13 protein-coding genes, 1 pseudogene and 1 CRISPR repeat array are annotated in these 19,170 nt (G+C 37.4%); all 14 genes and pseudogenes read left to right on the top strand.

Annotated elements, in window-relative coordinates:
- Positions 1 to 102: 102 nt before the first annotated feature.
- The 14 genes and pseudogenes from ACE3MZ_RS13080 to ACE3MZ_RS13015 all read left to right on the top strand — a co-directional run bounded on the left by ACE3MZ_RS13080 (position 103) and on the right by ACE3MZ_RS13015 (position 19,165).
- Positions 103 to 3,897 (top strand): 5'-nucleotidase C-terminal domain-containing protein, encoded by a 3,795-nt coding sequence (locus ACE3MZ_RS13080; RefSeq protein ID WP_411342605.1) that lies wholly within the window; start codon positions 103 to 105, stop codon positions 3,895 to 3,897.
- Positions 3,898 to 4,366: 469 nt separating this feature from the next.
- Positions 4,367 to 5,434, top strand: a complete 1,068-nt coding sequence (locus ACE3MZ_RS13075; protein WP_411342604.1) for a hypothetical protein — start codon at positions 4,367 to 4,369, stop codon at positions 5,432 to 5,434.
- A 579-nt stretch (positions 5,435 to 6,013) separates the two neighbouring features.
- Positions 6,014 to 6,310 carry a hypothetical protein gene (locus ACE3MZ_RS13070; protein WP_411346787.1) on the top strand — a complete coding sequence of 99 codons (297 nt, stop codon included), beginning with the start codon at positions 6,014 to 6,016 and terminating at the stop codon, positions 6,308 to 6,310.
- A gap of 36 nt (positions 6,311 to 6,346) precedes the next feature.
- Positions 6,347 to 6,562, top strand: coding sequence for an excalibur calcium-binding domain-containing protein (locus ACE3MZ_RS13065; RefSeq protein ID WP_411342603.1), 216 nt, complete (start codon positions 6,347 to 6,349; stop codon positions 6,560 to 6,562).
- A gap of 166 nt (positions 6,563 to 6,728) precedes the next feature.
- The gene (locus tag ACE3MZ_RS13060) at positions 6,729 to 7,457 is read left to right on the top strand and encodes a DUF6602 domain-containing protein (protein ID WP_411342602.1); all 729 of its coding nucleotides are present in this window, start codon (positions 6,729 to 6,731) and stop codon (positions 7,455 to 7,457) included.
- Positions 7,458 to 7,767: 310 nt separating this feature from the next.
- Positions 7,768 to 8,673: a CRISPR direct-repeat array (repeat unit 32 nt; unit sequence GTCACTCCCCGTGCGGGAGTGTGGATTGAAAG).
- 804 nt (positions 8,674 to 9,477) lie between these two features.
- Complete coding sequence (locus tag ACE3MZ_RS13055) at positions 9,478 to 10,551, top strand: hypothetical protein (RefSeq protein WP_411342601.1); 1,074 nt, start codon at positions 9,478 to 9,480, stop codon at positions 10,549 to 10,551.
- A 217-nt stretch (positions 10,552 to 10,768) separates the two neighbouring features.
- Positions 10,769 to 11,248 (top strand): hypothetical protein, encoded by a 480-nt coding sequence (locus ACE3MZ_RS13050; RefSeq protein ID WP_411342600.1) that lies wholly within the window; start codon positions 10,769 to 10,771, stop codon positions 11,246 to 11,248.
- Between the two features lie 828 nt (positions 11,249 to 12,076).
- Entirely contained in the window at positions 12,077 to 12,214 is a 138-nt protein-coding gene (locus tag ACE3MZ_RS13045; RefSeq protein ID WP_411342599.1) for an excalibur calcium-binding domain-containing protein, read from the top strand.
- A 75-nt stretch (positions 12,215 to 12,289) separates the two neighbouring features.
- Entirely contained in the window at positions 12,290 to 12,853 is a 564-nt protein-coding gene (locus ACE3MZ_RS13040) for a hypothetical protein (protein WP_411342598.1), read from the top strand.
- Between the two features lie 174 nt (positions 12,854 to 13,027).
- Positions 13,028 to 13,780, top strand: a complete 753-nt coding sequence (locus tag ACE3MZ_RS13035) for a hypothetical protein (protein WP_411342597.1) — start codon at positions 13,028 to 13,030, stop codon at positions 13,778 to 13,780.
- A gap of 43 nt (positions 13,781 to 13,823) precedes the next feature.
- Positions 13,824 to 14,351 carry a hypothetical protein gene (locus ACE3MZ_RS13030; RefSeq protein WP_411342596.1) on the top strand — a complete coding sequence of 176 codons (528 nt, stop codon included), beginning with the start codon at positions 13,824 to 13,826 and terminating at the stop codon, positions 14,349 to 14,351.
- Positions 14,352 to 14,630: 279 nt separating this feature from the next.
- Positions 14,631 to 14,807: a hypothetical protein gene (locus tag ACE3MZ_RS13025; protein ID WP_411342595.1), complete on the top strand. Its 177-nt coding sequence runs from the start codon at positions 14,631 to 14,633 to the stop codon at positions 14,805 to 14,807.
- A 2,368-nt stretch (positions 14,808 to 17,175) separates the two neighbouring features.
- Positions 17,176 to 18,050 (top strand): annotated as a pseudogene (locus ACE3MZ_RS13020) (Rpn family recombination-promoting nuclease/putative transposase).
- Between the two features lie 206 nt (positions 18,051 to 18,256).
- Positions 18,257 to 19,165 (top strand): copper amine oxidase N-terminal domain-containing protein, encoded by a 909-nt coding sequence (locus tag ACE3MZ_RS13015; protein ID WP_411342594.1) that lies wholly within the window; start codon positions 18,257 to 18,259, stop codon positions 19,163 to 19,165.
- Positions 19,166 to 19,170: the final 5 nt, after the last annotated feature.

Below are 19,170 nucleotides of genomic sequence, written 5' to 3'. Positions count from 1 at the left end.
ATGCGTAACATTTAACAACTAGCAGGTATAGTAGAATTCTGGTCTTCATTCAACACTCAGTTTTGAATAAAATCAAAGTTAAGGATAAGGAGTAGAGAAACCATGGACAGTACAACCAAGTGGAGTTGTGGAAAACAGATGCAAGGAAGTCAAAAAATGAGTAGGGTATGGATACACATCGCTCTTTGTTTTTCGCTAGTGATAACAAGTACCAGTATTCCATCTACTGCTCAAGCAGCGGATGTTCAAATTCCACATGAGAATGCGATAGTACAGCAGGGAAACAACAGCTTTCCCTTGACGATCATACATACGAACGACACGCATTCGAGTCTTGATAATGTAGCACGGCGGGTTACGGCGGTTAATCAGGCGCGACAACAGGCAGAAAAGGAAAACGTACCTTCCATTTTAGTGGATTCTGGAGATGTGATGACGGGTACCATGTACTTTATCAAATATCTCGGACAGGCTGAATTGGATTTTATGAATCGAATGAAGTACGATGCGATGACTTTTGGTAATCACGAATTTGATCGAGGGCCTGAGGTGCTCGCTAATTTCATCAAAGGCGCACAATTTCCGTTTGTGGCTTCAAATGTTGATTTCTCAAATGACGACTTGCTTAGTCCATTCCAAGTGAATGATACGACACTGACTCCTAAGCAGATCCATCCCTATCTAATTAAAGAAATCAATGGCGAACCCATCGGTATATTTGGACTTACGACGGAAGATACCAAGTTGACTTCGTCCCCTGGGAAAGTCATGATTTCTGAACCGATAGCTCGCGCCAAGGCAGTAACAGCTGAACTTCGACAGCAAGGAGTCAATAAAGTGATTGTGTTATCTCATTTAGGATACGGACTTGATCTTGAACTCGCGCGTCAGGTGCCTGATATCGATATCATTGCTGGTGGACACAGTCACACGCTACTCAAAACACCGACTGTCATTGCGCATGATGGTGGTAACCCGACAATTATTGTTCAAACCGAAGATAAGTCCGTTCATGTCGGCAATTTGAAAGTTGAATTTGATGCAACAGGTAAACTGATTCAGTGGCAGGAGAATTTGATTGAAGTGAGTAAGCAACCTGAAGATGCTGCTACGAAAACAGTATTAGAGCAGTATAAAAAAGGAATTGCTGAAGAATACAACACCGTCATTGGCAAATCTGAAGTCGACTTACTCGGAGCTGTTTCAGGTTGGGGCGTTCCGCGCTTAGTACGAAAAGAAGAAACTGCGATCGGTAATCTAGTCGTGGATGCTATGTTGGATAAAGCGAAAGAGGTACAAACAGGAGCTCTTATGGCGATCCAAAATGGCGGCGGGGTTCGGATTAACTTTTTTAAAGGCAATTTAACAACAGGACTTGCTCAGGAAATGTTGCCCTTTAGTAACGACCTGGTTGTACTGGAGATGAGTGGGCAAGAGATCTGGGATACGCTTGAAATTGGAGTGTCTCGTAGACCCGGCGAGTTTGGCGGCTTTCCCAATGTAGCCGGTATGAAATTTACGTACGACTCCAATCGTCCATCGGGACAGCGGCTGCTTTCAGTCAGCGTCCAGATTGGACCCAATCGGTATGTTCCGTTAAATACACAAGCAAACTATCGGATAGCGACAAATGTATATATGGCAAAAGGAGGAGACGGACACACTGTCCTCCAAAACGCATATGAGCAAGGTCGGATCGTGGAGCTGTGGAATGAACAGCATCCGTATGAGCCGGATTTTCAAGTCTTGGTTGATTATCTGCGTAAGCTGGGTACATTGACGACACAAAATACTGGTACTACTGGACGAATTACAGATCTAGTTGGCAAAACACCTATTGTTGATTCTGAGCTGCCCCAATGGTCGTCTTCGGCGAAGGGAATTGCAACTGACGTAAGACAAGATCGCGCGACGCTGCACTGGACAGCAGCTGAAGATAATGCTGCAATCGTTAGCTATCGTATCTATCAAGGTGACCGACAAATTGCGCAATGGGATGCTTCCCATTACAAATTAAACAACTATGAACCGTATTATGAGTATACTGTTACTGGTCTCACGCCGGCGACCGAGTATACATTTACAGTGGAAGCAGTGGATTCGGCGCGAAGAGTTACGGCACATGCACTGACAGTTCAATTTCATACAGTAGACCCTTCCGATCAGTCGCCACCAACATGGCCCGCGTCGGCTCGTTTAGAAGCAACTCATATTAGCAAGACGGAAGCGCAATTGTCTTGGCCTGCGGCGACGGATAACATTGGAATTTCAGAATATCGTATCTATGATGGACACGAGCAGATCGCGCGTGTACAAGATGATACTTATACGAAGAGTACCCTGCATGTACCAGATGGAACGGTGACCGCATCTACCTATACCAATGATAATGTTACAGTACGTCAAAATGTATACTACAATTACACTATACGTGATCTGCTCCCAGACCATGCCTATACCTTTTCTGTAGAAGCGATGGATCGTAGTGGTCTTGTTACTGAAGACCGATTGATTGTCTCTGTACGTACACAGTCAGACGATCATTCCAGCGGTGGACATGGTGGGAACGGAAGCAGTGGGAATACAGGCGGAGGAACAGTCGTGGTACCAGATCCGCCCCCTACACCGCCGGTGAATATTCCAACGCCTCAGCCCCCTGTAGCCATACGTGGAGGCAGCCAGTGGGACATTCCGCGTGCAGATATTGTAATGAAACCTGCACCTGATGGAGCATCCAACGTAGGGATACTGAAACTGGATGGAGATACATTACGACAGGCAGTAGAGCTTGCTGATCAGGGCAAAGCATGGATCAAATTGCCAGATGTGGACGCGAAGTCTATTCAAATTCGAATGCCAGCTACGGCATGGGCACAGTATCAGGGCATCATTGCTATACAAAACAAGGGGTTGACCTACGAGTTGCCTGCTAGCGTTGTTTCGCCAGACACGTTAGCAGCTCAATGGAATCTCAATCCACAGCACATTGAGCTTACCGTAACGATGGGACACACCGACGATTCGCTCACATCAACGCTTCAAACCATTGTTGCGGATCATCACGCAACTCTCATAGCTGATCCTATGCAGTTCTCAGTAACGGTAGAAGCGGATGGACAAGTCTATGAGATGAATGATTTTGGCAAAACCTATGTAACGCGTACGCTCGTATTGGATCGTATCCTAGATCCGGCTTCATTAACTGCTGCACGTTTAAATGCAAGTACAGGACAAATGACATTTGTTCCTGCTGTATTTTCAACTGCCAATGGCGCGACTACAGCAATTATTCAATCGAGCAGTAATAGTATCTATGGAGTGATACAAACGACGACGGTACCATGGAGTGATCTGATCGGGCATTGGTCGGAACAAGATGTGCAGTTGCTTCACGCCAAATGGATTATCAATGGGCAATCTTCTAAACTGTTTGCGCCAAACGCATCGATCACAAGAGCTGAATTTGCCGCCATGCTTGTCCGCAGTCTGGGACTAGAACTGACTGCAAAATCTTCGATAACGTTCAAAGATATGAACGGGAGCGAATGGTACGCTTCCACCCTATCGACAGCGCTTGAGAAGGGCTTGATACAAGGCTTTGAGGATCACACTATGCGAGCACAAAGTTTCATTACACGTGCGCAAATGGCTGTAATGGTACAGCGAGCCGCGCAATTGACAGGGCAGCAGCCGGTTGCTATATCTACGCCTGTGCCATATCAAGATGCTAGCAACTTACCTACTTGGGCAAGCGATGCCATTCAAATGACAACGACAGTTGGATGGATGCACGGTACACCAGAGGGGAACGTTCATGCTTCATCGGCAGCGACTCGTGCTGAAGCAGCAGTGATGATTAGTCGGATGCTGAAATCACTCGGTTTTATCAATTCATGATGATCGGATAGGAAAGTAATAATTCAACGATTTGTTTCATCATACTAAGAAAAGTCCAGCTTCTATCAATAGGAAGCTGGATTTTTCTTGTTTCATTAAGAACGAGGTGGATCTTTACATAGGATGGTCAAGAAAAAAATATAAGTTAGAAAATAAAATGATATAAATAATTTATTTTCGACATTTAAGGATAAATTTTGCTATAAAGTTAGTGACTTAGTATTCCGTTATACTAATAAGGGATAATTTGGAATTTGAGGACTCCATATACATATGAGTTGAGTGGATAATGAGCTCTATTTGATCCTAACATGCAAATAGGTGGTGTTGGCACTGAAAAGGAAAAAAGTGTAGAAGATCGTTGGATGTTTTTCCGTACATTATAATCTTCTTTCAATACAAACACTAATCTTAAATAAGCCTATTATCAATAAGTGCAATTCTAATAATTCAGATTCGAGGGAGAAACATGACTATAAAATATTATAAATATAAAAATGCAAGTGATTATGGTATCAAAAGTAAAGTTGCTAAAAAACCTAAAAAACCTAAAAATTTAATTATTAACAAATTTACTTTGATCAAAGCTTCTATTACAGTGGGAGTCACCCTAAAAGAATATAAGGATTTTCAAAAAGAAGTTTTGGAGTGGAAGGTCTCCAATATATTAACTTTCATTGACTCAAATAATCTTTTTACTATTAAGCATGTAAGTTCTTTAGAACAGAGTGAGAAAAACGTGGTTGGCTATTTTATAGGTATGGTATTTGCACAAATTCATATGCAGCAAAAATACAATATTAGATATTTACTACATTTGAAAAGAGACGATATTGAAGTAATTAACGCACCTGGGAAATCTAATAGTCCAGATTTTTGGGGATTGAATCATAAAAGTGGAGAATCTTATCTGGTAGAAGCAAAGGGATCTACTGTGTGCAATTCAAAACTTGCTACAAAGCCTATAAAAGACGCACTGTGTCAATTAAAATCAGTTAATCAGATAAATTATACTTATCAAGGCATAGTAACAAGCTATAGTAAGATGAATTCCAATTTAAAAAAATTGATTGTAGCAACACATCCTGATAGGGACAAGAAAATTATACAGCATATTATTGATCCTGAAGAAAGTGCTAGCACAACCTTCAATGTGAATGGAGATAAAATCATTTTTGATTATTACAATTGCTTATTTGATCTTATTTATAATGAAAGTTTTTTTGTAAAAAAAATAAAAAAGATAAAGTTCAATGTTGTATATTTAGCAGCATTTGATTGCTTAGTTGGTTTAGAAGATAATATTTATGAAGTTATTCTTCGTTATAAAGACGAAGTTTTTAGAGTGCTTGCAGAAGAAGATATCTATGAAATATTCACAGCAGAGATAAACAACACACTAGATAATTTAGAAGGTAGAATAATTGATATTCAAAATAGTAACAAGTTTTCTGTTGGAATCGATGGAGTCATTGTACTAGAAAATGACCAAAATGAAATCCAAGAAATTCGAAATATTAATCAAAAAAGTATATAAAATATTAATACTGTTAACTTATATTTTAAACTGATGCTTAACTATATTGAAAGATATCAAAGTGACTTCTTTGATTGCAATTTATAAGCTCTAAGAATTGGATAATGTTTTCTCAATTCAAGTAGCTGCATATATATGTAGCTACCTTTTTAAGTATAAATGAATTCTTTGCTAACTTCTTATCTTCCGACATTATTCGCTATTCACTTATTCAGTTAGATTGTCGTTATATAGATAAGGGATAAATTGGAATATAAGGGACTAAATATACATATGAGTAAAGCAGCAAATTGGCTCTACTTGATCCCTACACGAACATAGGGAGTATTGACATTGAAAAGCAAAAAAGCATGGAAGATCATTGGGTGGATGTTTATTCCCTATATTATGATCTTCTTCCAATGGAGAAAATTAAATAAGATTCAGCGTGGGTTTGGTATGACCTGGGCAATCATTTCTTTAATCTCTGGTATCAGTAATGGCCAAGCTGAACAAGCGAAAATGAACTCATTGGCAGCGGAGCCAAGCTCTAATTCTACTCAGGTTGTTCAAGCCGAAGCTAAACAGCCGGGTGCCGCATTGGCAGATACATCGACAAAAGAAGATGCATCTAAATCAGCAACCGTTATCGATGATGCCAAATATGATGCTGTAGTTAAGTTCCCAGAAGCAAAGTACCCTCAAACAGCAAGTCATATCATGACCGCTATCGCAAAAGGGAAGCCAGCCGTATGCACGATTGATCGAGCCGGTGCAGATGTGGCTTATGTGGCGTCTTCTGACAATCGCGGTGCAGGATCATGGGTGGGAAATAAGTTGAGTGACTATCCAGATGGACCGCGTATTCTCTTTACTATGGCTGTTGAAGAGAAGTAGGCAGCAAGTACGGATGCACAGGAAAAAACGAATAAAGTGACTGAGAAGAAAGCCGGAGTTGTGACTGAAGCTCCGAAAAAAGTAGAGACGAAGAAAGAGCCGATAGTCGAGACCGAGCCAGTAGTGGTAGAGGAACCGGAGGAATATGTGTCATACAAGAATTGTTCGGCAGTACGTGCAGCCGGGAAAACTCCATTGCTTGAAGGTGAGCCAGGCTATAGCACAAAATTGGATCGGATCGTGATGGAGTAGCATGTGAGTAGCAGAACAGTCCCATATTAGTTGAAGTAATAATAGAAATTGTTAATAAATTTACTTTCAGCTTTACGCGGTCTAAGTAGTGAACTGGCTTTAGTATATGTATACCAATTTCAAAAATGTTATATGACTTAAATAGATACTAAGGAGTATGGTTAAAGTGAAAAAAACAAATTTGAAAAATCTTTTTCATGGCTTGCAAAATCAGATGATTTATACTTTGTCGTCTAATCGTGAAAATATAGATCATCCAGGAGCTAAAGGAGATGCTTCTGAACTGGATTGGATCGAATGGTTAGAAACATACTTACCTAAGCGTTACAAAGTTGGAAAAGCTTTTGTCGTAGATTCAACTAATCAAATCAGTGACCAAATTGATCTTGTGATCTATGATCAACAATATACGCCTTTTGTATACGTTACAAAAGGAACCTCCTACATTCCTGCGGAAAGTGTATATGCAGTTTTTGAAGTTAAGCAGAGTTTCAATACTAAAAATATAAAATATGCTGGTGAGAAATTTGAGACTGTACGAAGATTGTATCGAACTTCCGCAGATATTTATCACCTCGGCGGTAAAGGGAAAAAAGAGCATTTCCGGATTTTGTCTGGTTTAGTTTGTCTGGATAGCGATTTTAGTCCAGCATTCAGCGAAACAAGCCAAAAAAAAATATTAGACTTAAAAAATTTGCAACAGCTTGATTTGGCATGTGTACTCCAAAAAGGTTCGTTCTGGGTAAATTACGATGCTGAACCACGAATTGAATTCAGCACAGAAGAAGAAGCTTTAATCTCTTTCTTCTTTAGGTTAGTGGGAGAGCTTCAAAAGCTTGGAACTGCTCCCGCTATGGATATTGAAGAATATGCTAAAGCATTGGATTCAATGTAGTTATTATATGGACTAAAATGTTACTTGAATACTATATACTGGAAATTTAGAAAAAGCATGAATCGAGAATTAATGCTGTAGCTTGTAGCGTATAACAGATCACATTGAGTCACCAATATATAAGCATCATTTTAGCGGAAAAGCGCGAACCCCAAGCACACATAAAATCCCTAGGAGGTTCGCGCTGCTTGCTACATAAGGGATTTCGGGGTTTTTGTTGTATTTTTGTCCGTTATAAAGTAGTCTAAAAATGAGGTTCGCGGAAATCGCCTGTTTTTGCCTTGAAGGGTAAGGGCTGAGAAGGCGGGCAGTCACTCCCCGTGCGGGAGTGTGGATTGAAAGGTTACATCTTTTTTAAAATCTGGATCATACCAGTGTCACTCCCCGTGCGGGAGTGTGGATTGAAAGAACAACTTGGCTATCAAACCAAAGTCACTCAGTCGTCGTCACTCCCCGTGCGGGAGTGTGGATTGAAAGTTTAAACGCTCGACAAGTTCTATTGGCGAAATACCGTCACTCCCCGTGCGGGAGTGTGGATTGAAAGATGGTCATGACGTTATCCGAGATCCAGCAGCACCGGTCACTCCCCGTGCGGGAGTGTGGATTGAAAGCTCCTTATCGGGAACTGGCGTGACTGCTGGCGTACCCGTCACTCCCCGTGCGGGAGTGTGGATTGAAAGTGAAACTTCTTTGGTCTCCCTCGTGAGTCCGCCAGTCACTCCCCGTGCGGGAGTGTGGATTGAAAGATATCCAAACCGCGGTCTTTGGTGATATCCGTACCGTCACTCCCCGTGCGGGAGTGTGGATTGAAAGTCGATTTCACGCATTTCTTTTCGTATTTTTGACATGTCACTCCCCGTGCGGGAGTGTGGATTGAAAGAAATGGGGAAGGCAGTTTTTTGAGAAGCTGTGTGGAGTCACTCCCCGTGCGGGAGTGTGGATTGAAAGTTACGCAAGCCAGCGTCAGAGAAATCGGGATCAACGTCACTCCCCGTGCGGGAGTGTGGATTGAAAGAATGTTTCGCGCGTCAACGTAACCATCGAACCTAGTCACTCCCCGTGCGGGAGTGTGGATTGAAAGGATAAGGCTGCCGTCCAAAAGTATACAGCCCAGAAATGTCACTCCCCGTGCGGGAGTGTAGATTGAAAGAAATTGGTCAAAAGATAATTTAATAGGCATATCAGTTACTCCCCGTGCGGGAGTGTGGATTGAAAGTTGAGGATTGAATCAATCAATAGAGATTTTTGTTGTCGTTCTCCGTGCGAGAGAATGAATCTAGCTAGAACTGCCATAATACAAATGTAGCCATTGTAGAGTGGGGGCTGGGGGAAGACATGGCACCAAGATATGACAGCATTAATGCAATAATTCAATCAGCAGCCCCTTCAGTCTTAGCATAAGATTTCTTTTGAACTTTGCTGAAATATGAATAATTTAGGAGAACATAATCATGACTAGCACTATAATGCGTATTTTAAGGACTCTTTGCCTTTTGTGTCGATATCATAGTTTCATATCCATGAGTGATCATATAGCGACTCTCCGTCAGAGAGAATAACGGCAATCAATTTAACATCGGACTAAAATAGTGAGGAGTCGCTTCAGCAAATAAAATAATTAAAGACGAAATATTTTATGCTTTATAAGTGGTTTTATCTTTAATTATTTTATTTGCAATGAATACAAATTATAAAATGTCCTCAATCAAGATCGATTCTTGACATTTTTTCAAAAAAAGGATAACATTTACTGCGATTGATCTGGAAGATTAAAAGTGTTGATATATAAATATCAAATGATAGAATTTGTTTAATAATATGTATTGTTCTTAAGAAATTAATTAATTAAATTTATAAATTAGCAACCTAATAGATTTTATTTTTAAATAAAAAATTCTAATTACATACATTATTCAACCTAAATCAATTATTGATAAGATTGTATAGTTAACATTTTTAAAATTTGATTTGTAAATATTCTTAGATCAATCAACTCTAAACGAAAAGGGTGATTGAAAAAGTGTATAAGAAAAAAATGAATATTTTAGTGACTTTTTTGCTCGTTGTTTCACTTTTGTTTGCTCCAAACTATGAAGCTTTTGCCGAGCCAACTGATCAAGCTACAGAATTAATAGGTATCAATCCAGATGATATTGGCAATTATCCCGAGTTAGAACAATTGGTAAAAGAAGCAGAACAAAATGAAGACACTGAATCAGTCCAATCGTTTACTATACAAAATGAGGATTCAGATTCAGCTGTAACATCGGATACTTATGCAGATAAAGCCGAGTTAGATACTAAAATCAAGCTTATGAAAGAGTATGGACTAAATACAGAGGCTACAACAATTTCTAAAGATGAATTTTATCTTGTTGAAAAATCCGTAAATGAGATAAGCACAAACGGAATAAGTATTTCTGCAGCATGGCAAATCACTTATACTGCTAGTCCTACAGGATTTAAAATTTTTGTTACCATGCTAAAAGGAAGCTCTATTAATTCTGTTACCGGAAATGTAGAAAAGCAAACGCTGAATAAAGCTATCTGGCAAGCAGGAACAACTTCTGGTTTTAGTCAATCTAATGCTAAAGGCACTATTTTTACTTGGCAAACGCCGCCTGCTGCTGTAGCTGAAGCCTATATCTATGATCTTAAAATCAAACATAACAATCAAAATTATACTTACACTAATAAAGGTAAATACAACGAAATAAGATATAATTTTGTTGGTGGACATTACGGAAAGATGGCTGCATTAGGCGGTGAACGGCATCATATCGTATCTTCTAACTCACTTACTTCAGCAGGTTTAAGTTCGTATTCTGCACCGGCTGTTAGAATGATTTTAAAAGATCATAAGCAAACTAAAAACTATGGAAGTAGTACTGATGCTAAAGCATATCGAGCCAAAGAATTGCAGTATTTAAAAAATAAACAGTATGAGCAAGTTTTACATTATTCAATCGATAATTTGAAAAATGTGCCTGATCCAGGCGGTGTTTACAATAGTTTGGCCGACAAATACTCAAGTGCATTGGGTGATGCCTTAGTATACGCATATTCCTATTTTAAAATACCAACTTCTAGTTGATTTAAACGAGTTAAAAATAAAACCTAGATCTGTATGATACAGACCTAGGTTTTATTTAGTAAAAGGGATATAAAATAATTGAGTCTTCTAGACAAAGCTTTACAGAATACTTCAATAATCATAAAATTGGACTTAGAATAACACTGATTTTTTGCGTTAAAATTACGATAATCTGATGGAATAAAGAGAGAGTACAAAATTAAAAAGGAGAGCGATTATGACAACTATAGAAATAAATTCTCTAGTGGGAATAGATTCGATACTATTAGGGATGAATGAAACAGAAGTCAAAGAAAAAATAAAAGAATCCTCGTTTAATAATTTTGAAGAATTATTTAGTGGATTAGAATATGATTCTAACAATAAACTAAACTATATCGAAATCAGTAATCCTTTTGGTGAATTCGATTTACAACTGCTTTATAATGGAATAGATCTTTTCAAAACTAAAGCTGATGATATTATAAAATTAATTAGTGAACATAATGCTTATATTCAAGATGATGAATCCGAAATGGGCTTTAATTTTATTTTTCAAGAATTGGGAATTGCATTTTGGCGTCCTAATGTCATAACTGAAGATATGTTGAACTCAAAAGAGTTTTTGACAGAATTAACTCCTGAGAATCAAGAATATGAGAAACGGAATTTTTACTTTACTACAGTTTCGTTGTTTTCTCCCTCGTATTACAATTGATAAATTAAATAGTTTAATGATTCAAGCTTAAAATTTATAGTTCTAATAACTTGATAATGTTTTCTCAATTAAGGTAGCTGCATATACATATGTAGTTACCTTTTTAAGTATAAAATGAATTCTTTGCTAACTTCCTATCTTCCGACATTATTCGCTATTCACTTATCTACTTAGTATTCCGTTGTATTAAGAAGGGACAATTTGGAATTTGAAGACTGCATATACATATGAGTTAAGTAGATAATCAGTTCTACTTGATCCCAAGATGAGCATGAGGAGCGTGAATATTGAAAATTAAAAAATTGAAAGACTATCGGGTAAATGTTTGTTCTTTGCAACATAAATTTCTTCCAATACAAAATTGATCAATTTTCTCGAGTTAAAGTAAAGTAACCTTTTATCAGGTTAGCAGATACATCGACAAAAGAAGACGCATCTAAATCAGCAGCCGTCATTGACGATGCTAAGTACGATGCTGTAGCTAAGTTTCCAGCAGCAAAGTACCCTTAAACAGCAAGTCATATCATGATAGCAATCGCAAAAGGGAGCCAGCCGTATGCACGATTGATCGAGCCGGTGCATATGTGGCTTATGTGGCATCCTCTGACAATCGCGGTGCAGGATCGTGGGTGGGCAATAAACTGAGTAACTATCCAGATGGAACACGCATTCTCTTTACAATGGCTGTACTGTTCAAGAGAAGCAGGTAGAAAGTACGTTTACGGTTATGCAGGAAGAAATAATTAAAGTAACTGAGAATAAAGCCGAAGTTGTGGCGGAAGCTCCGAAAAAAGTGGAGACTAAGAAGGAGCACGTTGTGGAGGCAGAGTGTGTAGTGGAAGAGGAACCAGAAGAATATGTATATACAAGAATTGTTCGGCAGTGCGTGCAGCAGGGAAAGCTCTATTGTACGAAGGTGAGCCTAGATATAAGTACAAAGTTGGATCGGGATGGAGTAGTGTGTGAGTAACTAGGGAGCGCTATATAACATTTAAAATGTATCATAATTTCATTTGAAAAATTTATATAGGAGTGTTAGATATGGAAGGTAGTTGGGCTCCAATACTTAGTGCTACTGCTTCAACAATAAGTGCAGCGATAGCATTTCTAAGTCTTAGCCGTATTCGAGCAGAAAATAAAAAGACGTATCAAAAAGATTTGAAAATCAAAAGACAGTATTTAATTAGTTATTTAAAGGAATCCCATTATATTTATAATGCTATTTATTCTATTTCTACAGGTGATCCAAGCGAAACACAAAAAGGTAGAAAAACTATTTTAGAAAAAGCATATAACATTGAATTTCCGACCCCAGCACAATATGGAGAATATTTTGATGTAGAAACAGCTTCATCTTTAAGGGGAATTCAAGCAGAATTCTTAGAGCACTATAGTAACTATTGGTATTGCAATGATACTAATCAATTTTCAGATGGGAAATATAAAACAGATGAAGATACTGTAATAAACGCTGCTAAGAGTAGTCTATGTAAGATTAAGAGAGAAATTAAATTACTTGAAGAAATTTCAAAAAAAAAATATAATGGAGAAGTCAAACTTTTTGATAAAAAATGGTTTGAAGAATTGTGGAGGTTTTTAAAATAAAACTCTGTATATACAGTCAAGCCTATTTCAAAGATAAATATGGCTAGTCAATATTTAAACAAAGAAATTCACTAAATGTTGACTTCTTTATCTATACTGAAAGAAATCTCCCTATGTAGTTAGCAAATTAAAATTTAGTATAAATATAAATGTATATTGAAAAGGAGAATTTAAATGATATCTTTATCACTAGATCATCGATTAGATGAGATATACGATGCAAATACAAAAGAATATTTCGCGGAAGTTGTTAAAACTTATAATGCAGAAAGCTATCGTTCAACAATTGTTTTATTGTATTCAGTTTTGATATGCGATTTATTATATAAGTTAACTGAATTGAGAGAGAGACATCAGGATGAGAATGCACAAAGAATATTAAATGAAGTCGCAACTAAAAGAAAGGCTAATCTTACTACTTCTTCAGATTGGGAAAAAAAATATCTTGTAGATGAAATGAGCAAAACAGAATTATTGGAAATTAGTGATAAATGTAATATAGATCACTTAAAAAATCACCGCAATTTGGCTGCCCATCCGCAATTAAACAATAACAACAAATTGTATAAACCCACTAGGGCTGATGCTCAGGCACATATGTATAACATGTTTGAGGGGGTATTTTGTAAGTCACCCATTCTAACTAAGAAGATTTTTAACGACTTTATAACTAATTTAGCAGAAATTAAAGACTACAAAATGAATGATGATCAGTTGAAAGCATTTTTAAATGCACGATATTTTTCTAATATGCGTTTAAATATAAAAGAATATCTGTTCCAAAATCTATGGAAATTTATTTTTGAGAAAACTAATAAAGAATGCGATGATAATAGACAAATTAACCTACAAGCTCTATGTATAATATATGCAGAGAACAGCGTACATTTCTCAGGTATTATACGTAATAATAATCAAAAGTTTTAAAGAGCTGAAAAATGACGAAATATTTAAAGCACTGCATTCATTTTTGAGTCGTTTTCCGGAGAATTTCAAAGCACTATCACAAGAATTACAAATAATAATAAAAAGGACATTTGATAAACAAGAAGTATACTCCGGATCTCCTGTAGATATGTATTTGGAAGAAAAAATAAATGCTATTTATTTATCTGAAAATATTGATGATCATATTAGTTTAATAACACCGCTATTTCCATCTATTAGATATATAACAGGTTATCAAAATTTTATTAATTTGTTTGAAAGGTGTAATTATGAAGATCAATTAAAATTAATAGATTTAGTATTAGATATTATTAAAAATTGTTATTCTTATGTATATGCAGATGATATACAAAATCATATATTAACCCATTTGATTAAATACTGTAACGAAGAAAAGACTATACAATTGCTTGACGGTATAAACAACAATAATCAATTTTATGATAGGAGAGAATATAGGCTTACTAAGCATATGCTTGTACATCATTGTAACGCTGTTTTGAAAAATGATTTTAACTATTCTAAATATACTAATTTAAAACTCTCTTAAATTAATTTGGGGATTTTTGTTAAAAAGTGCATGCATTTACGTCGTAATAACGACTGGCAACTTACTAGCTTGTAATCATTGTTTGTGATTATAAAAATATTTAAAGGTAAAGGTATATAATGAAAAGCGCGAACTCTAGGAATACATTAACTTCTTAAGAAATTTGCGCTTTTTGTCGTATAATAGATTGAGAGTTTATTCATATCCAATTAAAAATAAAGTAAAAGATAAGCTTAATATCTACATATAAATTAACTCGAAATAGATAGAAGATTAGTTATGGCTAAACTATCAACTATAGAAATTGAAATGCTTACAGTACATGCTATAAATACAAAAGCAACAAAATTAAATAATATGATGGAAGCTAGTATTGCTATTCGTGATACAAAAGTATCGTTTGATGGAACTATTGAACTGTTCAGCGATCGCTTGCATAGGGTTAGTGATTGGTAAGGATCAGTAGATGTGCATGTTAAAGGTACAGAAGTTAAAAAGTTCTCTAATGGAAATATCTCATTTTCATTGGAGATACATTATTATAAAAATTACTACACCAATGGGGAGTGCTTTTTTCTGGTGAAGGTAATGCCAAATAACAAAACTAAAATATATTATAAAATGCTGTTACTATTAGATCTGAAAAAAATAGTTCTGCTTAATCAAAAGGCAAAACTATTACTTTGAAACCATTAAAAGGAAAAACACTTCGACAGGTATGTGAGTTTTATTTAACTTATAAAAATCTTAAAAGCAAATCTTTAATAGAACAAACGTTTTTGCCTAATAGTCACGAAGGAGAAATACTGATAACAATTCCTACTTATGACCCGAAGAAAGAAGCAGGTTTAAAGGAAATGCTTAATCATGAATGGTATATGTACATGCAGAATGGAAGGAATATTATTCCTATTGAATCTTCTATTTTTTTAAATCATTGATTTTTGAAGAAGAGAATTGGAAGATTTTAGTCGGTCTAGACACCTTTAGCTTCCATGTAGAAACTTATATAGAAGAGAATATTTTTGATTTAATTTTCGATAACACTTTGAAAATAAATATCAATGAATTTATAAAAAAAGTTCACATTTCAGGTTCTTCGCTTTAATTCTATACATCATCAAATAAAAGCATTATCATTCTTAATTAAAATATTAGAAGTAGAAGTAGTGAAAGTTGAGGGAGAATCATTTATAGCTCTGAATATAACACCAGACTCTTTAAAAGACGTAATGTAAGAAATCAAACATAGTTTGCAAGTTTTGAACAACGCAAAAGTAACAATGAGCAAACTTGGCATAGACACCAAAATTATTTTTTCTTATATGCATGAAGAGATAGATGGGATTTATGATCGTTTAGAGGGTTTGAATCGAGTGATTTGGGATGAAGAGTATCATTTGTTAGATATGAAAGGATCTTAGTATATACTTAATCTAGGTATTGGACAAGCAAGCATTACTATGGCTTGGGTATCTTAGCACACGCAAAAGATAATATCTACATTTATTGCAGATCGGATCGTATATGCAGGATGGGATGAGGATTCAAAATATATGTATACGTCTTATGGATTATTATCTGAAATAGCATTAGCTCATGCTTGCAATATCAATTATGAAGTAATCAAACAGTCATTGAATAATATTAATCCTTATCTGAATGACGCGGTTAGTGAGTGGGCGAATAAATTTTGCTTAAAATGTACAACTGCATATGATTTAACGAAGGGAAAAGAAACGAGGTCCTTTATCTTGCGCTAGACCTATATAACATGAATCCATATGATTCTAAAATAGGGATATAGATATTCAATATATTAACGTATGCCAAATTTATAAACGATTAAATGGCGAACTATCATTAGATCAAAAAAGACAGCTTATCGAAATTAAACATCACTACTCACTTGCAGAAAATGCTGGAATTTATTTCGGTTGCAATATTCTTATAGGTACTCAAGGTGAAGCCGAGTAGGCTTTAGAATCAATGGACAAAGAAGAATTTGATATATTTAAAAACTATCCGATTTATGAGTTGTATAAGCTTTCGCAGAGTGTGGATCACTAGATAATGAAAGTGAAGTCGTTCTAACGCAAGGGTTGAAGGAAAGGATGTCAGCAGAGCATAGCTGCATAGGCTGCTGCTTCGGTAGATAGATCGTCAGCCTTCATAGCTCAATGCTGAGTTTAATGAAGAAGTATAATTGATCATACGAACACATGAAAGCGAGAACCCTAAGCATATATGAAATCCCTAGGAGGTTCGCGCTGCTTGCTACATAAGGGATTTCGGAGTTTTTGTTGTATTTTTGTCCGTTATAAAGTAGTCTAAAAATGAGGTTCGCGGAAATCGCCTGTTTTTGCCTTGAAGGGTAAGGGCTGAGAAGGCGGGCAGTCACTCCCCGTGCGGGAGTGTGGATTGAAAGTGATGGAACATCGTATACACATGGTACAACAGATGGTTACTTCCCGTGCGAGAGAATGAATTTAGTTAGAACTGCCATAATGCAAATGTAGCTATTGTAGCTTAGGGGCTGAGGGAAGGGATAATACCAGGGCATGGCTGCACATGCTGCTAACGTGGTAGGTGGATTGGTATGGCGGTTCATAGATTCCTTGTCCTTAGCCCCATCTTTAAATGATCTCACAGCCTACAACATTTCATGAAATACGAACAAAAGTTCTTGCTAGTTCTTGATTTCCTCGTTATAATGGAGTTAGCTCAAAAAGTGCCTATCGTCTTATTTACGATCTATAACCTCAATCTTGAGGTTATTTTTAGTTGTAGAGGAAGATGAAGCGTAGTCAGTGGAGGATGTATCATGACGGAATTGCTTGATCCTCGAAATGATTTCTTGTTTAAACGTATTTTGGTAGTGAGGAAAACCGAGATGTGTTGCTAGCATTTTTGAACCGGACGTTCACGGAAGCAGGGCGACCGCCACTGAGCGAAATTCTTCTTTTGAACCCGTATACCGATAAAGATTCACCGAGTGATAAACAATCCATTTTAGATATTCGCGCCCGGACGGTGGAAGGCGAACGAATCAATGTGGAAATGCAACTGTTTAATCGGTATGATATGGAAAAGCGAACGCTGTTTTATTGGAGTAAGTTATATGCGTCCCAACTTGTTCAAGGGCAGTCGTATAGTACGTTGCAACGATGCGTTACGATTAACATTTTGAATTTTGAGCTGTTACGCAATGATTTGTACCATAGTGTGTTTCACTTACGCGAAGATCAGACGGGCATCGCCTTAACGGATGATATCGAGATTCATTTTTTGGAGTTACCTAAACTGAATGCGAAGTCGATTCCGATTGAACAAGGTGGACTCGCGAATTGGCTGTTGTTTCTGAAAGGCGCAACGCCCGATCAATGGGAGGTGCTGACCATGAATGAACCGAAGTTGAAAAAAGCGATGGATACATTGGAATTTTTGAGTCAGGATCAGGAGGCACGGATGCAGTATGAAGCAAGACAAAAATATCTGCATGATCAGGCATCGCTGATGGAAGCCGCTAAAAATGCAGAGAAGTATGGCTTTCGCGTAGGAATGGAAGAAGGAATTCAGCACGAAAAGAAACAAACCGCCTTGCGTTTGCTTCGTCTGCAATTAGCGATTCCTGATGTTGTTACGGCAACTGGACTTTCTGAACAGGAAGTTACCGCTTTATATAAATCGTTGAAATAAACAACTTGATATCGAAGAACGAAGCCGCGTAGACAGGACATCCCTGATCGAACGCGGCTTTTTTGCATTTTATATCCGGCACAAGGAGGGCTGCGATCTGTAAAATGTGACTAAGCAAGTGAGAGAGGATGAGGTATACTACAATTAATGAATAGCTGGGTTTTTGTGTAAAAGTGAAAGTAGAATAAATTATTGAGGTGAATACGATGTTAACGAAAAAATTATCAATCGTAGCCGTTGCTGCGCTTTTTAGTACGGTGATAGGGCTGCAAACAACGAGTTATGCTGCATCAGCAGATATTAAGGTGACGGTGGATCAAGCTGCTGTGCAGTTCCCGGATCAAAAGCCGATGATGGATGCCAACCGTGTGCTGATCCCGACAAGGTTCGTTGCACAATCGTTAGGCGGCAAGGTGGGATACAACAGCGCGACGAAGACCGTAACGATCCAGCAAGATAGCAAGACTATTACGCTCAAGATCAATAGCAGCAAGGTAACCGCCGGCGGAAAAGTAGTCACGCTGGACGTGCCAGCAAAGGTCATCAAAGGACGTACGATGGTGCCGCTACGCTTTGTATCCGAAGCGATGGGTGCAACGGTTGACTGGCAGCAAGCACGTAACCTGGTAGCGATCACTACTGGCTCGGTGCAGACCAATCCTGTTCCTCAGCCCCCTGCTACGACAGATGCTTTCCAGTTCGACCCGAACTTTGAAACGCTCGGCAAGCTGCTGTTTGCAAATAATCTGAAGGAAGCTGATGGTAAGGTGACTTTCACACTTCCAGCAGGTGCAACAGGTACTTATTTCAGTGATAAAGGGGCAATGACTGAACTGACACCAGGAAAGACTTATTCTTATGATGTCGGGAAAGGAAAAGGATTTCTATCGATTGGTTATGTTGATCCAAATAAAAAGACTTCTATTCATGATCAAAAAACTTCGGAAGTGTATTCGATTTTTCTTGATGCATCAATGTATGCTGACGGAACTGGAAAAAAGAATAATCGGAATACTGACAAGGCGATTGTAGTTTCAGACATTGTAATCAATAAACAAATTGTAGATAAGGTTGGAACGGTTCCAGAAGTAGTTGCATTAGCGCAAAATCTATAATCAAA

It is taken from the genome of Paenibacillus sp. WLX1005, from assembly GCF_046603685.1.
GTDB lineage: Bacteria > Bacillota > Bacilli > Paenibacillales > Paenibacillaceae > Saccharibacillus.
Note: the sequence above shows the minus strand (reverse complement) of the source record. Positions and strands in the feature narration are given on the sequence as shown.

Bases quoted from the DNA above. Each gene is read 5' to 3' on its own strand.
- ACE3MZ_RS13080 (WP_411342605.1), top strand. From the start codon at position 103: ATGGACAGTACAACCAAGTGGAGTTGTGGAAAACAGATGCAAGGAAGT.
- ACE3MZ_RS13075 (WP_411342604.1), top strand. From the start codon at position 4,367: ATGACTATAAAATATTATAAATATAAAAATGCAAGTGATTATGGTATC.
- ACE3MZ_RS13050 (WP_411342600.1), top strand. From the start codon at position 10,769: ATGACAACTATAGAAATAAATTCTCTAGTGGGAATAGATTCGATACTA.
- ACE3MZ_RS13040 (WP_411342598.1), top strand. From the start codon at position 12,290: ATGGAAGGTAGTTGGGCTCCAATACTTAGTGCTACTGCTTCAACAATA.
- ACE3MZ_RS13035 (WP_411342597.1), top strand. From the start codon at position 13,028: ATGATATCTTTATCACTAGATCATCGATTAGATGAGATATACGATGCA.
- ACE3MZ_RS13025 (WP_411342595.1), top strand. From the start codon at position 14,631: ATGGCTAAACTATCAACTATAGAAATTGAAATGCTTACAGTACATGCT.
- ACE3MZ_RS13015 (WP_411342594.1), top strand. From the start codon at position 18,257: ATGTTAACGAAAAAATTATCAATCGTAGCCGTTGCTGCGCTTTTTAGT.